This window comes from Pseudomonas sp., from assembly GCF_036404235.1.
Classification (GTDB): Bacteria; Pseudomonadota; Gammaproteobacteria; order Pseudomonadales; family Pseudomonadaceae; genus Aquipseudomonas.
In genome coordinates, this window is sequence record NZ_DASWOT010000088.1 from 20,896 (window position 1) to 36,011 (window position 15,116).

The 15,116-nt window shown below is 58.9% G+C and carries 15 protein-coding genes; 2 read left to right on the forward strand and 13 right to left on the reverse strand.

The window, feature by feature from the left end:
- Positions 1-6: 6 nt before the first annotated feature.
- From VGC62_RS10675 to VGC62_RS10695, 5 genes are all read right to left on the reverse strand, one after another.
- Positions 7-903: an NAD(P)-dependent oxidoreductase gene (locus tag VGC62_RS10675; RefSeq protein ID WP_331187045.1), complete on the reverse strand. Its 897-nt coding sequence runs from the start codon at positions 901-903 to the stop codon at positions 7-9.
- 34 nt (positions 904-937) lie between these two features.
- Positions 938-2,278, reverse strand: a complete 1,341-nt coding sequence (locus VGC62_RS10680) for an MFS transporter (protein WP_331187046.1) — start codon at positions 2,276-2,278, stop codon at positions 938-940.
- 51 nt (positions 2,279-2,329) lie between these two features.
- Positions 2,330-2,725, reverse strand: coding sequence for a carboxymuconolactone decarboxylase family protein (locus VGC62_RS10685; protein ID WP_331187047.1), 396 nt, complete (start codon positions 2,723-2,725; stop codon positions 2,330-2,332).
- 91 nt (positions 2,726-2,816) lie between these two features.
- Positions 2,817-4,244 carry an aldehyde dehydrogenase family protein gene (locus VGC62_RS10690; RefSeq protein ID WP_331187048.1) on the reverse strand — a complete coding sequence of 476 codons (1,428 nt, stop codon included), beginning with the start codon at positions 4,242-4,244 and terminating at the stop codon, positions 2,817-2,819.
- Between the two features lie 54 nt (positions 4,245-4,298).
- Positions 4,299-5,189, reverse strand: a complete 891-nt coding sequence (locus VGC62_RS10695; RefSeq protein ID WP_331187049.1) for an NAD(P)-dependent oxidoreductase — start codon at positions 5,187-5,189, stop codon at positions 4,299-4,301.
- Positions 5,190-5,352: 163 nt separating this feature from the next.
- Here VGC62_RS10695 and VGC62_RS10700 point away from each other — a divergent pair, with 163 nt between their 5' ends.
- Complete coding sequence (locus VGC62_RS10700) at positions 5,353-5,679, forward strand: NIPSNAP family protein (RefSeq protein WP_331187050.1); 327 nt, start codon at positions 5,353-5,355, stop codon at positions 5,677-5,679.
- A 261-nt stretch (positions 5,680-5,940) separates the two neighbouring features.
- Here VGC62_RS10700 and VGC62_RS10705 read toward each other — a convergent pair whose 3' ends face one another.
- The 7 genes from VGC62_RS10705 to VGC62_RS10735 all read right to left on the reverse strand — a co-directional run bounded on the left by VGC62_RS10705 (position 5,941) and on the right by VGC62_RS10735 (position 12,709).
- Positions 5,941-6,621, reverse strand: coding sequence for a GntR family transcriptional regulator (locus tag VGC62_RS10705; protein WP_331187051.1), 681 nt, complete (start codon positions 6,619-6,621; stop codon positions 5,941-5,943).
- Positions 6,622-6,866: 245 nt separating this feature from the next.
- Positions 6,867-7,274, reverse strand: a complete 408-nt coding sequence (locus VGC62_RS10710; RefSeq protein WP_331187052.1) for an SRPBCC family protein — start codon at positions 7,272-7,274, stop codon at positions 6,867-6,869.
- 410 nt (positions 7,275-7,684) lie between these two features.
- The gene (ycaC, locus tag VGC62_RS10715) at positions 7,685-8,314 is read right to left on the reverse strand and encodes an isochorismate family cysteine hydrolase YcaC (RefSeq protein WP_331187053.1); all 630 of its coding nucleotides are present in this window, start codon (positions 8,312-8,314) and stop codon (positions 7,685-7,687) included.
- A gap of 113 nt (positions 8,315-8,427) precedes the next feature.
- Positions 8,428-10,266 carry an amidohydrolase gene (locus VGC62_RS10720; RefSeq protein WP_331187067.1) on the reverse strand — a complete coding sequence of 613 codons (1,839 nt, stop codon included), beginning with the start codon at positions 10,264-10,266 and terminating at the stop codon, positions 8,428-8,430.
- 139 nt (positions 10,267-10,405) lie between these two features.
- Complete coding sequence (locus tag VGC62_RS10725; RefSeq protein ID WP_331187054.1) at positions 10,406-11,044, reverse strand: antibiotic biosynthesis monooxygenase; 639 nt, start codon at positions 11,042-11,044, stop codon at positions 10,406-10,408.
- Positions 11,037-11,453, reverse strand: coding sequence for a DoxX family protein (locus VGC62_RS10730; RefSeq protein ID WP_331187055.1), 417 nt, complete (start codon positions 11,451-11,453; stop codon positions 11,037-11,039). The genes VGC62_RS10725 and VGC62_RS10730 overlap by 8 nt, the downstream gene beginning before the upstream one ends.
- 335 nt (positions 11,454-11,788) lie before the next feature.
- Positions 11,789-12,709, reverse strand: a complete 921-nt coding sequence (locus tag VGC62_RS10735; protein WP_331187056.1) for a LysR family transcriptional regulator — start codon at positions 12,707-12,709, stop codon at positions 11,789-11,791.
- A 243-nt stretch (positions 12,710-12,952) separates the two neighbouring features.
- Here VGC62_RS10735 and VGC62_RS10740 point away from each other — a divergent pair, with 243 nt between their 5' ends.
- A complete protein-coding gene (locus VGC62_RS10740) occupies positions 12,953-14,272 on the forward strand; it encodes an OprD family porin (RefSeq protein ID WP_331187057.1) in 1,320 nt (439 codons plus the stop codon).
- Between the two features lie 24 nt (positions 14,273-14,296).
- On the opposite strand, the gene VGC62_RS10745 is transcribed toward VGC62_RS10740, so the two are convergent.
- Positions 14,297-15,022: an AraC family transcriptional regulator gene (locus tag VGC62_RS10745; protein WP_331187058.1), complete on the reverse strand. Its 726-nt coding sequence runs from the start codon at positions 15,020-15,022 to the stop codon at positions 14,297-14,299.
- Positions 15,023-15,116: the final 94 nt, after the last annotated feature.

A 15,116-nucleotide genomic window follows, 5' to 3' on the forward strand; every position in this document is an offset into this window, starting at 1 on the left:
TCTCCTTTATAGGGGTTGGTGAAGTCGAACACCGCCGGACACATCGCCAATGGCGTCCACGACTTTGTTGCTGATCAGATCGCCATAACCCAGCGCCACTTGCAGGCCGAAGCTTGCCAATGGCCCGGACGCGTTGAGCGAAGCGACGCCCAGTTCGCGCACACGATCGATGTACAGCACCACGTCTTTGTTCATCAATTTGCCGGTCAGACCGCCTTCCAGATAATCGCCATCGACGATGTACGGGAAGCGCTTCTGCGTGGCGAAATTGACCCCGCTGCTGCTATTGAGCACATCGAGTAACTGGTGCAGGTCAAGACCGGCCTTCTTACCCGCAACCATCACCTCGGCAGTGGCGCAAAGGCTCACCGCATTGAGAAAGTTATTGAGGGTTTTGGTGGTGTGCCCGGCGCCGCTGGCGCCCATGTGGAATACCTTGCTGGCGATGGGCGCAAACACCCAGTCCAGGGTAGCGACGGTGGCTTCGTCGCCACCGATCATCAGTGTCAGCGCGCCCTTCTCGGCTGCGGCTGCGCCCCCGGAAATACCGGCGTCGATGTACTGCACGCCGCGTTCGGCAAACAAGCCGTGCAAGCGGATTGTCGAACTGGCAGCGGCGGTACTCAAATCCACCACCACCTGACCTTCCCGGCAATGGCGCAGCAACCCTTCAGCGCCCTCAACGACCGTCTCGACCACCTTGCTGTCTGGCAGCGAAAGCAACACCACGCCTGACTCTGCTGCCACCTGGGCGATAGAGTCGGCCACCTGTGCGCCAGCGGTTTTGACCCGCTGCGTATCGGTGTCGTAACCCAATACGGTGAGCCCGGCGTCCACCAGACAGCGGGTCATGCGGCCACCCATGTTGCCCAGGCCGATGAAGCCTATGGTTTTGTTGTTCACAGCCGTTCTCCTGTTCGAAACTGAAGCTGATGCATCAGAAATCAACGTCTTTGGTTTCCGGCCCCATGTAGGCGCCGATGGTCGCGATGACGCCGCCCACCGCCAGCAACACTGCCGGGGTCATGGTGAAGGGGATGATCTGGCCCAGCCAGGCCATGTAGAAGGCGTAAAACGAAGGGATAATCACCGACAAACTGAAGCCGACACCGAAACCGGTTGCGCGCACGTCGGTAACAAAACGCTCGTTGATGTAGGTCACGATCACCCCCCAGGGCGCGGTCACCAACACCGACAGCAGGCACACCAGAGCCATGACCACGGGCAGCGAAAGCCCCGGCACATTGGCCAGCACGTACATGATTGCGGCACCGACGGTGGCGATGATCGGACCAAGGGTGAGGAAAAACCGCCTGCGTCCGATTTTCTGTCCGATCAGTCCCGAACCGATGTAGCTAAAGAACAACACCGAGTAGGAAATCAACAATGTGCCGGTTACTTGAAGCCCTGACAGGTGCAGGGTATTGACCAGTAATCCGGTGGGCAGAAAGATGGTGATGATGTTTTGGGTCAGCCAGAAGCCGGTCATCATCAGCAACACTTGCAACAGGTTGCGTCCGCTTTTGCCTTTGAGCAGGTCGGATAACGGCAGTTTTTCTCGGGGTTTGTTACCGGTTTCGGTTTCCCAGATTTCTGATTCGGATACCGCGTATACGTAATACAAGGCCAGTACACCGGCCAACACCGCGCCGATCACGAACGGAATCCGCCAGCCCCACTGCACATAAGGCGAACCGGGGCCGTCCAGCGGGAACAGCATGAACATCAGCATTGCCACCAGATTGATACTGACGTAAGCCAAGGGGAACCCGGCGATGATCAGACCGCCGACAAAACCGCGTTGGTGCTTTTTCGAATACTCAATGGCCAGAGGCATCGCGCCGGTGTATCCACCACCGAGGAAAATACCGTCGACAAACCGCAAGATCACCAACAGCCAATACGAGGCAATGCCAATGGTCTCGTAGCCCGGCAGCAAGGCGATCAGCAGCGTGACCACGCCAAACCCGGAGACCGAGTAAATCGACGCCATGCGCCGCCCGGTCTTGTCGGCAATCATGCCGAACAACAATGCACCGATGGGCCGCCCAAGCAGCGTGGTGATGAACACCAGTGACGCGAGAATCGCCGCCATGCCCGGTGACAACTGGGCCGGCTGGAAGAAGAACAACACCGGAGACAGCACGACGACCGGCAGGTAAATGTCGAACATATCGATGTATTCGGAGAAGAACGCACCTTTGATTGCGTTTCTTCTTTTCTTCTCGATCGATTGATCGGTCTCGGCCAGCGGTCTGGCCTGGGCGTATGTGCTCATGACGTTTCCTTATAATTATTGTTGAACGGCAAGTTGGTGTTGAACAACAGGTCAGGTCCCGGCGATTTCCGCTTCGTAGGCCCTGATCGCCTCCGACGCGACCCGAAATGCCGCCAGACCCAACGGCACACCGCAATAGACGGCGGCCTGCATCAGCACCGCGCGAATTTCGTCCTTGCTCACCCCATTGCGTAAGGCGCCACGCACATGCACGCCCAGTTCATGGTGCTGGCTCAGCGCCGTGAGCATCGCCAGATTGATCATGCTGCGGGTCTTGAATGGCAACGTGGCGTCGCCCCAGACCTCACCCCAACACACTTCGGTGACGAGTTTTTGCATCGGCCGATTGAAGTCATCCGCCGCCGCCCAGGACTTCTCCACATGAAGGTCGCCGAGGACTTCTTTACGGTTGTTGAAGCCTTGGTTGAAGCGTTTGTTGTCTTCCATCGTCATCTCCACTTTTCGTAATATCGACCGATTGTCATACAGTCAAAACAAGCAAATTTTTTTGCTAAACCCCGGTTGCTATACCCAGCTTTCAGTCACCGTAGCCAACCATGGATTTCACCTCCAAGTACTCACGCAGCCCGAACTCGCCCCACTCCCGACCATTGCCGGAACGTTTGTAGCCACCAAAGGGCGCAGCAAAATCGGCGGGCGGGTAATTCAAATGCACGCTACCGGCTTGCAGAGCGCGGCCCACGTTGCGAGCGCGATCCTGATCGGCTGACTGCACATAAGCCGCCAATCCATAGTGAGTACCGTTGGCAATCTCAATGGCTTGGGCTTCGCTGTCATAGGCGATCATCGACAGCACCGGTCCGAAGATTTCTTCCTGGGCGATGATCATGTCTGGCGTGACGTTAGCGAACACGGTGGGTTTGACGAAATAGCCTTTATTCAAGCCTTCAGGCATGCCGACGCCCCCCGTCACCAGCTCAGCACCCTCGTCGATGCCGTTCTGAATCAACGCCTGAACGCGGCGCCACTGCGCACGATTGACCAACGGGCCGAGCTGCGTCGACTCCTCAGTGGTCGGGCCAACCTTGAAGGCCTCTGCCGCGCGTTTGGCAATCGGCGCCGCGTCGCTCATCAGGCTGCGCGGAATCAGCATCCGGGTCGGGATCGAGCACGATTGACCGCTGTTGGTGAAGCACGCTGCCACGCCACGGGTCACGGCGTCCTGCAGATTCACATCGTCGAGCAGGATATTGGCCGACTTGCCGCCCAACTCTTGCGCCACGCGCTTGACCGTGTCAGCAGCGGACTTCGCCACCTGCACGCCAGCCCGCGTCGAACCGGTAAACGACAGCATGTCGATGTCCGGGTGGGCCGACAACGCCGCACCGACACCAGGGCCATCACCGTTGACCAGGTTGAACACACCTGGCGGTACCCCGGCCTCGTCCAACACCTCGGCAAACAACAAGCTGCTCAAGGGCGAGTATTCACTGGGCTTGAGCACCATGGTGCAACCGGCCGCCAGCGCCGGCGCGACTTTCACCACAATCTGGTTGATCGGCCAGTTCCACGGCGTGATCAGGCCACACACACCCACCGGCTCGTAGCGCAACAACGTACTGCCTTGGCGTTGCTCAAACTCAAAGCGCTCAAGCACCTCAATCATCTGATTGAGGTGCAACCAGCCGCGCGGTACCTGAAAGTTACGCGATGCGGTAATGGGCGAACCCATCTCGACGCGCATGGCCTGAGCAAACTCTTCCTGACGACGCTGGTAGATCGCGACGATCCGGCGCAGCAAGGCGATGCGTTCAGTCACGCTGGTTTGCGCGTAAACCAGCAGGGCCTTGCGCGCGGCGGCAACAGCACGATCAACGTCAGTGGCATCGCCCAAGGCAAGACGCTCGACCACGCTTTCGGTGGCGGGATCAATCACCTCAAACCAGGTCGGCGCGTTTGGCTCGACCCATTGTCCATCGATGTAAAAACTGGCTGCACGAGACATTCGGTGTACTCCGTTGAAGATCAGGGCTGGGCTGACAACACCAGACAAATGCGCTCACTCACCTTCTTTGGCCAGCATGCGGTACATCTCGGTGTGGTCGGTGGTGGGCGTCGAGTCTTGCGCCACCTCGTCCCAGACCTTGATCGCCCGCTGGCCAAACGTCAGCGGGTAATCCAGCGCATCGGCCAGGCCCTTGGCGATCTTCAAGTCCTTATTCATCAGTTGCATTGAAAATCCGGAACCAAAGCTGCCGCTGAGCATAAATTGCTTGGCTTTATTGAGCGACGTGTTGCTGCTGCCGCTGGAGGCATTGAGCACATCGACCATCACGCCGGGTTCGATGCCAAAACGCCTGGCCACATGCAGGGCTTCAACAGTGGCCATCAGGCCCGCAGCAGAGACGAAATTATTCAGGGCTTTGGCCGCGTGGCCCGACCCGGCGTCACCGATGTGCAAGATATTTTTGCCCATGGCGTCGAGCAGTGCCCGGCAACGCTGCATTACCCCCAGATCGCCACCAACGAGAATCGCCAGGCTGCCGTCCACGGCGCGCTTGACTCCGCCTGACACTGGAGCGTCCAGGTAAGCCAGGCCGAGATCATTGAGCTTGTGGCCCAACTCGCGAGAGCGCGCTGGCTCCGACGAGCTCATGTCGATCACCACCGTGTTGACCGCCAGTGAAACAGCCCAGCCTGATTTGCCGTCGGCACCCAGCAGCACATTTTCGACAATGGTCGAGTTGGGCAGCATAGTGATCAGCACATCGAGGGATTTGGCGTTTTCGGCATCCAACGCTGTTGCGCCGAGGGTGGCCTGAACGTCACGCAGACGCCCGGTATCGGCGTCCGAAACAAACAGCTGGAAACCGGCTTTGCTCAGACAGGTAGTCATCGGTAGCCCCATCATGCCCAGGCCGATGAAGCCAATCCGTTGCGGTTGAGTCATTTTTCGTACCCTGTTGTTTTTGTAAACGGGTTCACTGCGCCAGCGGGCTATTTTTATGCTCGATACGCGTCAGCAGTTGCAATAAAACTATATGACTGTCATACAATCGGTCAATAGGCTACTTCGCCTATTTCGTGATCGGTACTCACCTTAGGAGTTGGAAATGATCGTTGAGTTACGTACCTACCATTGCGCACCGGGCCGCCTGCCTGCCCTGCATGAGCGCTTTAGCAACGTCACGCTGGGATTCTTTGAAAAGTACGGCATCGAGCAAATCGGCTTCTGGACCTCGCTCACCGGCAAGAGCAATCAAACGCTGACCTATTTGCTGAAGTGGGACAGTCTGGCCGACCGCGAAATCAAGTGGAACGCGTTCCAGAGCGATGCCGAGTGGATCGCCAAACGCGCGCAAAGCGAGGCGCAGGCGATCATTGTCCAGCGCATTGAAAACCAGTTCCTGACGCCGACGGCTTATTCAGCGTTGCGCTGAAATAACTTAGGCATGGATCGGCATGGTCCCAGGGAGCTGACGAGCGCGTTCTGGCCCTGCCCCTCCCATGTTGGAGCCGGGCTTGTCCCGCGACCGGCGGGGAACCCGTCGTAAAACCTGCGCACGCGGTGTGACAGACACACCGCGCGCACCGGTGAAGCATTGATACGGCCACGCCTTTCAGCAAAAAACACCGGCTGAAAGCTTGACCGGGAACAGAGTATCTACAAAAACGCGTCGTTTCAGAGAGTGGGGATGCGGTTATTGCACCGCGTGAATATCGTTAAGCGCCAACAGCTCCAGCACGTTCTTCGAGGCGTTCTCGACGTGCAACAGCGCGGCGGCACAGGCGCCGGTTTCATCGCGCAGCTCAATCATGCGCACGATCTCTTTGAGCTCAGCCAAGGTATGCACCATCCGGCCTTCACGCCCCAGAGACAGGGCACGCAACAGGCTGACGCGGTTGTTCAACTGCTCCAGCATGCCGCCAACCACCCGGCTTTGCTCGATGTCCAACAGCACATGATAAAAACGCCGCTTGATGTCCAGTAACGTAGTTCCGTCGACGCTAGAGGTGCGCGACTGCTCGACGAACTCCTCAAAAACCTCGGCCAGCTCGGCAACATCTTCGTCACTGGCGTAGCGCACGAAATTACGCACCGCGAGCACTTCCAGCGCACCGCGCACGTCGTAAATCTGAATCGCATCCTTGGCATCCACCGACGCCACGTAAGCCCCGCGATGCGGCACCTGCTCCACTAACCCTTCGGCCTCAAGCTGGCGCAGTGCTTCGCGCAACGACGTGCGGCTGACATCCAGTGCGGTATAGAGCTGCTGCTCCACCAGTCGATCGCCCGGTTTGAAACGACCGGAGATGATTTCGTTGCGCAGCGCATCCTGCACCTGATGCCGCAAAGAAGACGCCTGGCGCTGTACTTTCATGTTGTATTCCCTAAGAGCTGTACATTTCATTGCTGCAACGCCCGGCGGGCCGTCGCCTGGATCGAACGCCGCCGATCCTCATGATCGGAGGCGTTATGCGCAATCGTATTGTATTACAGGCCATTTCGGAAAATTAAATACAGGGCGGGGACAGCAGCTGCAAAGCGAATACATGATGCTCGCGCGGGCTGAAACTGTTCACCGGCGAAACTGAGCATCGATTGCGCAGCAAAAGCGCTGTCGACTCAGAAGTTCGCTTTCAGCGCTTGCAGTCCGCCTTCGTAAATGCCCTGAAAAAGCGCCACGGCGTCAGCCTCAGGAATGCCATTGGGGGTAAAACGACCCGACCAGGTCACCTGTGTTTCATTGCTGCCCGCCCCAGAGACTTGCAGCGTTGCAAGGTAGTCGGTGACCGGGAACGGCCCCTCGGTGATCGAGTAACGGTAGGTGCGGGTTTGATTGTCGAAGAACTCCAGGCGTTCGACGATCACTGCGCCGTCCTGCGTCGTCAATTTGCGCAGCCGACCGCCTTCAGCAGGCTCGCTGGTAGCGATCAACGGCAACCAATCGGGGAGTGAAAGAAAACCGCCGACCAATTGCCAGACGGTGTCGGCAGATACCGGCAGATGCAGGGTTGCAGAAGCTGTTGCCATGATGATTCTCCAAAAACGAGTGTTTGTTGGGGCTATCCGTTGCCCTGCTATCGATCACGCCACCGTTGCAGCGCAGCGGGTTGCAGATGACAAGGACAAGCAAGATACGCCACCAGTCCGGCGACATCATCTACTTATAGTGAACGCTCAATGCGGGGGATGAGTTAGGCAATGATAGGTTCAAGCAGGCGCACAGCAAACACTGGACATGTAGGAGCCGCCGAAGGCTGCGACAGAAAATCTATTTAATTCAGGTTGTTATAGTTTCTTCGATGAGAGAAACGCTTGCTCGCGATGCGATATTCCGGACACAGAATGCGTGTCGAATGTACCGGCTATTCGCGAGCAAGTGCCCCCCGGCAGGTACGCGCCGCAAACACGCGGGCCCTTTATGGCGCAGGCCGCCTCAGTTACTTGGCGGTCAACGACGAGTAGCTGTTCATCAGGTTGCGATAGTTCGGAATGCGCGGCGACAACAAGTTGGCCAGGCCTTCCATGTCGTTGCGCCAGTCCACTTGCAGCTCACAGGCCACCGAGAACCAGTTCACCAGTTGCGCACCGGCTGCGGTCATACGCGCCCAGGCCGCTTGTTGAACGGTTTCGTTGAAGGTCCCGGAAGCGTCTGTCACCACGAACACCTCAAAGCCTTCTTCCAACGCGCACAGGGTCGGGAACGCGACGCAAACGTCAGTCACGACACCGGCGATGATCAGTTGCTTGCGGCCGGTGTCCTTGATCGCCTTGACGAAATCCGGGTTGTCCCAGGCGTTGATCTGACCAGGGCGCTGAATGAACGGAGCGTCCGGAAACAGCTCCTTGAGTTCTGGCACGATCGGGCCGTTGGGGCCTTTGTCGAAGCTGGTGGTCAGGATGGTCGGCAAGTTGAAAAACTTGGCGACATCGGCCAGTGCCAACACGTTGTTTTTGAACTCGTTGGGCGAGAAGTCTTGTACCAGCGAAATCAGACCGGTCTGATGGTCAACCAACAGAACGACCGCATCATCTTTGTTCAAGCGCTTGTAGGTAAAGGGGGTGCTCATGGTGGACTCCTTGGAGGTAAGACAGAGGTCATTTAAAGAGCCGGCAATCATCACCGGCCAAGTGCCCCGCCGCTGCTCCGGCGAGGCGTATCGTGCTCTTGAAAACAGGGTGCCTAGAAGGCGAAACAGGAACAGCCAAACGCGCCCCAGAACCCCTGGAAGTCGCTGACCGGCACGTTGGAAAGACGCGCCCGCTCATGGCTGTGGGAGTGAACCGTGCAAGGGCCTGCGCATTGATGGACGCTCGCCGCCAGTGGCGCGCTCGGACGCCAGTGGCCAGGGACCAGCGCCACAGGCGACCAGTCCGGCAGTACCGGCAAGGTCGGCGGCGACAGGCTGTCGAATTCTCCGGTGCCATAGACCACCTTGCCATCCACCACTGTCAGCACCGACTCAATCCACTTGATGGCCTCTTCTTCGACGCTGAAGAAGTCCGCAGACAGGGCCACCACGTCAGCCAGTTGGCCGACTTTGATCTGGCCTTTTTTGCCTTGCTCGGACGAGAACCAGGCGCTGCCACGGGTGTACAACTCAAGCGCGGTGTCGCGAGACAGACCTTCCGGGTACAACTCAAGCCCGCCGACGGTACGACCACTGACCATCCAGTACAGCGAGGTCCACGGGTTATAACTCGAGACCCGCGTGGCGTCGGTGCCCGCACCCACCGGCACGCCTTCGGCCAGCATGCGTTTGATCGGCGGCGTGTGTTCGCCAGCCTTGGCGCCGTAGCGCTCGACGAAGTACTCACCCTGGAACGCCATGCGGTCCTGAATCGCTATGCCGCCGCCCAATGCCTTCACCCGCTCGATGTTTTTCGGGGTGATGGTTTCGCAGTGGTCGAAGAACCACGGGATGCCGTTGAACGCAATCTCACGGTTGACCTTCTCGAACACGTCGAGCATGCGCGAGATGGATTCGTCATACGTGGCGTGCAAACGAAACGGCCAGCGGTGCTCGACCAGGTGACGCACTACCGGCTCCAGGTCTTGCTCCATGCCAGGCGGCAGGTCAGGACGTGGCTCCAGGAAATCTTCAAAGTCGGCCGCCGAGAACGTCAGCATCTCACCTGCGCCGTTGTGCCGAAGGAAGTCGTCGCCCTGGTGCAGGGTCACGGTGTTGGTCCAATTCTTGAAATCGGTGAGTTCTTCCTTGGGCTTTTGGGTGAACAGGTTGTAGGCGATGCGCACGCTCAGCTGTTTGGCCTTGGCCAGTTGCTCGATCACCGCGTAATCATCGGGATAGTTCTGGAAACCGCCGCCTGCATCAATAGCGCTGGTGACGCCCAGACGGTTCAGCTCACGCATGAATTGACGGGTGGAGTTGACCTGATACTCCAACGCCAGCTTCGGGCCTTTGGCCAGCGTCGCATACAGAATCATCGCATTGGGTTTGGCCACCAGCATGCCAGTCGGGTCGCCGTTACTGTCACGAACGATCTCGCCACCTGGCGGGTTCGGGGTGTCGCGGGTGTAGCCGGCAACGCGTAGCGCGGCACGGTTGAGCAGCGCGCGGTCGTATAAGTGCAGCACGAACACCGGCGTATCTGGCGCTGCCTGGTTGAGTTCTTCGAGGGTCGGCATGCGTTTTTCAGCGAACTGGAATTCATTCCAGCCGCCCACCACCCGCACCCACTGCGGGGTTGGCGTGCGGTCTGCCTGGGCCTTGAGCATGCGCAGCGCGTCAGCCAAGGACGGCACGCCTTCCCAGCGCAGTTCGAGGTTGTAGTTCAAACCGCCACGAATCAGGTGCAGGTGCGAGTCGTTGAGGCCCGGAATCACCGTGCGTTTGTGCATATCAATCACTTGCGTGGCACTTCCGCGCATGCCCATGACTTCGGCGTCGCTGCCCACCGCGACGAATTTGCCGCCGTTGATGGCAACCGCACTGGCAGTAGGCTTTTCACGATCAACCGTATGAAAATTTCCGTTGAAGAGAATCAGATCGACGTTCATCGCAGTTCCTTGGACAGAGGATTGAGCAGCTTGCGAAGCTGCGGCGTAACCGGAGAAAGGCAAGGATGAAAAGACCGCCGCAACGGCACTCAGCAACGAGCCCTTGGCCACGAACTGGCGGCGTGCCTGATCGGTGGGATCATCCTTCATGGTCTCCTCCTGGCGCGAGGGGGGCGGGTTTGGCGTTCAACCATGGCGCCGCGAGTCGGGTGGCGAATGGCATCAGCAGGTACACCACCAACAGCACGATGGTCACGGTGACCAACCCGGTGCTGACCACGTAATTGGCGAGCACCGGATGCAGGCCGAACACGGGGCGCCAGAGCAACGGGATCAACAACGTCAGCGGGCAGATGACCATGAAGGTCACGACAGCCTGCTTCCAACGTGGCGGCGGTGGCGTATCGGTGGCTGGGACGAACCAGAACTCGTTGTGGCGGTTGACCTCGGTGACATCACCGTCGGCCAGCATCGGGGCGGCTTGTTCTACCAACTGACGACGCTGATCGGAATCCAGCCAGCTTTGCATGGCGTCGGTGGAGCAAAACCTCAATACGCAGGTGAACATGTGCAGGCCCGCCGACTTGCTGCGGATGACGTCCACCCCCAAATGGCCCGGATAGCTGGCGGCAATCGCAACGATGCGCCGCAACCAGGCTTCGTATTGCGACTCCAGCCCCTCCCTGACCCGGTGCTTGACCACCAGGGTGACGATTTCGTCGGCAGACAGTCGCGAGGTGGGCATGGCGTCCGCTTCTCGGATGAGGGAATCAGGCATAACGGAGCGCTCCAGGGAGACGTGCATTGAGTGCCAGGCGACCGGGCCCGGCGATCAGCACGCTGGTAAAGATGATCAGCAATAACCAGCCGAACTGGCCTTCTTGCACCGTCCATTGGCCATGCACGACCAGCAGGGCCACCAGCAACAGGAAGAGAATAGGCAGGCACGCCAAACGCGCCAGTACGCCGCACAGGATGAGTAGCGGACACAGCACTTCGGCAAAAATCGACAGGCACAACGTGAGCTGCGCCCCGAGATGAAAAGGGTCTTCAATACTCGCCAACTGAGCCTGGAAATCGAGCAGTTTGGGCAGGCCGTGAACACCCAGCAGAAACAGCGCGCCGCTGGCCCTCAGAAACAGCAGCCCGATGTCCTGCGCATTGTGATCGAACGTCGAGTCAGTCATCGCACACCACACATTCAAGAATCGCCCGCCAGGTATCGCGACCTGGGCGAGCACTGGATTCGATAGTGACCGTGATGGTTATCCAGTTATTGAACGGGTGTGCTGTGAATGGCTTATTCGTGCGGACGACGTAACAGCTTCTGCCGCAGGCGTGGGAGCGTGGTTTGTCCCGTGATCTGGCGCGCAGCGGCAGTAAGGCTGGAAAATGCGATATTCCAGAAAGACCACGGCGTCTGGATTTGGGGCAGGTTCCCACCCATCGTGGGACAAGCCGCGCGCCTACAACCTGCGGCCAGAATCAAAAGCCAGGTCTGGCCACCCAAGCGTGCGCTGCCTCACGGCATCGGCCGGGTTTCCTGAGACATGTATTCGGTGATGCGCGAACGCAGCCAGCGTTCGGCGGGGTCGTTGTCATGCACGCCGCTCCAGACCATCGACAACTCGGCGGGCTCAATCGGGAATGGCGGATCTTCAGCCCGCAAGGCGCAACCTTCGACCAGGGCGCAGGCGGCATAGTCCGGCACAGTGGCGATCAGTTCGGTGCCCGCCAATAGCTGGCGCAGCCCGCTGAACTGCGGTACGGCCACCACCACCCTCCTCGCACGCCCGACCTTGGCCAGATCGATGTCGATGTTGCCACTCAGGTCCCCTGAAAACGACACCATCGTGTGCGGCCGCGCGCAATAGTCATCCAGCGTCAGCACGCCGGGACGCTTGTCACCGCGCAGCACCTTGACGCCAATGTCTCTCAACTTCTTGCGTTTGGCGTTGGCCGGTAATTCGGTGGTGTAGCTGATGCCGACCGAAATTTCCCCGGACGCCAGCAGTGACGGCATCAACAGAAAGTTCGCCCGCCGTACCACCACGATAATCCCCGGTGCTTCCTCACGCAGCTTTGTCAGCAACGGTGGAAACAGGCCGAATTCAGCATCATCGGACAAGCCAATCCGGAACACGTCGCAACTGGTGGCCGGATCAAACTCTTTGGCCCGGCTGACCGCGCCGGAAATAGTATCCAGTGCCGGTTGCAGCTCTTTGAGAATGTCCAGCGCACGGGCGGTCGGCTCCATCGCCCGGCCATTGCGCAACAGTAACGGGTCATCGAACAGGTCACGTAACCGGGCCAGCGCCGCACTGATTGCTGGCTGGCCCATGAACAATTTCTCGGCGACGCGGGTCAGATTTCTCTCGAACATCAGGGCTTCGAAAATTACCAGCAGGTTCATGTCGACGCGGCGCAGGTCATTTCGGTTCATGGCGCATTTCCGGAATCAGCGATGAGAAAGCCTGGGAGGCCATTGGCGTCCCAGATAAACACAGATGGCCATCCTGCAACTTGAATAAATGTGCTGTCCACTGCAAGTTTGAGCACCCAGAGGCGATGCACGTCTCAGCGCAGGAGCAGCACCTAACAACAACTTCGCGCACGCCCCGGCAATCCCTACGCCTGTACACCTGTCAGATTGGCCGCTGCGTTTATCTCAGCATAAGGTCGCTTCATGGCATACCGACTGACCCTGCTCGCCACCGCCCTGCTCGTTGCCTCGCCGAATCTATTGGCGGCAGGCGATGATGAGCATGGCTTTATCGCCGACTCCACACTGAACCTTCTGGCCCGAAACTTCTTTCTGCAAAACGATTACCGCACAGCTCACCCCGAGAAAAGCTACAAGCAAGAGTGGGCGCAAGGCTTCATCGCCAATCTGCAATCGGGTTTCACTCAAGGCACGCTAGGGCTGGGCATCGACGCCCATAGTTTTTACGGGGTAAAGCTCGATGGCGGACGCGGCCACTCGGGGACCGGGCTTTTGCCGCTGGATAGCCAGGGCCGGGCCGCTGACGAATACTCCAGCGCGGGAGGCGCGGTAAAGCTCAAGCTGTCCAAGACCATCGTGAAGTTCGGCGAGATGGAAGTGCAAACCCCAGTGTTCGATACCGGTGACAAGCGCCTGCAGCCCGAGTACGCCACCGGTGTGTGGATCGACAGCGGCGAGTTGGATGAACTCAAACTGGTCGCCGGGCGCTTCACAGCGTTCAAAAACCAGGACGCCTCGACCCGAGACGGCGATTTTGGCGGCTATGGTGCCGACACACGCGGCAGCACAATGAGCCTGGTCGGTATCGAAAGCACCGGCAGCGAAGCGCTCGGCGGCGCGCTTTACGCCTCGCAACTGAGCGAAACCTGGCGCCAGTACTACAGCAATCTGCATTATCTGAAGGCCCTGTCGGACAACAGCGCATTGCTGCTCGATGGCAATCTCTATCGCACGCTCGATCAAGGCCGCGCCAAGGCAGGCGCCATCGACAACACTGCCTACAGCCTGTCGGCCAGGTACAGTCAGGGCAGCCAAGCGTTTACCCTGGCCTGGCAGAAAGTCGACGGCGACACGCCGTTCGACTTTGTTGGCGGCGACTCGATCTACCTCGCAAACTCAATCAAATACGCGGACTTCAACGGCGCTCACGAGCAGTCCTGGCAAGCGCGTTACGACCTGGACTTCGGCGCCTTTGGCGTGCCGGGTCTGAAATTCATGACCCGCTACGTTCGTGGCACACAGATCGACGGCACGCGCGCGCCGAAGGGCGAGGTCTATCAGCCATTCGACAGCGACACCGGGGTTTATCAAGCGATTCAGGGCAAGGGCGGACGTCATTGGGAACGCGATGTCGATCTTAAATACGTGGTCCAGTCAGGCCCAGCCAAGGACCTTTCGTTGAACGTGTCGCATGTGTCTCATCGCGGCAACACCGCTCAGGGCGGCGATGACATTGATCGACTCTATATCGTTGTGCAGTACCCGCTGGACCTGCTCAAGTAACTCAATGGCCCGCTCAGCCGAGCATCAACCAACACGACGCACAGAGGCCGCCGGCATCGATCGGCGCCACGTGAACGGCGTGACCCCGACCGTGCGGGTGAATACCCGAGTGAAATGTGATTGATCGGCAAAACCACAGTCCAGACTGATTTGCGAGATGGTCAGGGCGGAGTCCGTCAGCAGGCCCTTGGCCTTGTCCAGCCGAACCTGAAGGAACCAGTCACGCGGCGAGACGCCTGTGTTTTTCTTGAAGGCGCGGGAAAAGTGGCTGCGCGACAACGAACATTCACTGGCGATCCGAGCAATCGACAACCCCTGATCCATGTGGCTGTTCATCAGCTCCTTGGCGCGACGCTCTTGCCACGGCGACAACGCTACCCGCTCGGCAGGACGCGAAGGTTGGTTTGGTTCGAAGCGTTGCGACAGGTGAGCGCACAGCGCCAGCATTGCCTGCTCGACAGAGTCCTGATGAGTTCCCTGTCGAGACCTCAGCGCTGGAAGCAACGAGCGAATCAGTTGATACATCAAGGGATCAACGAGGGCTGCGCCGAAACCACCCTCGCCTTCGCTGGCGCTGACCAGGTTTTCGACATCACTGTTCAGATCAATGCCCTGGTCAGGTCGGGCCTGCATCAGCGCATCGAGTGCAGACGAAAGCAGCGCCAATTGCTGTGCATTGGGCAAATGCGCAGCATGTGCCGCGTCGAACGGATCAGCGCCGTGCGCCATTGATGAGTTGCTTGCATTCATTCCTGACTCTCCTGCTTGGACGGGGTGGTCACAGGGCAAGTCTGGGAGGGCGTTACCTTAAAGTCCTTTTCGTCACATTAAACGTTCTGAATCC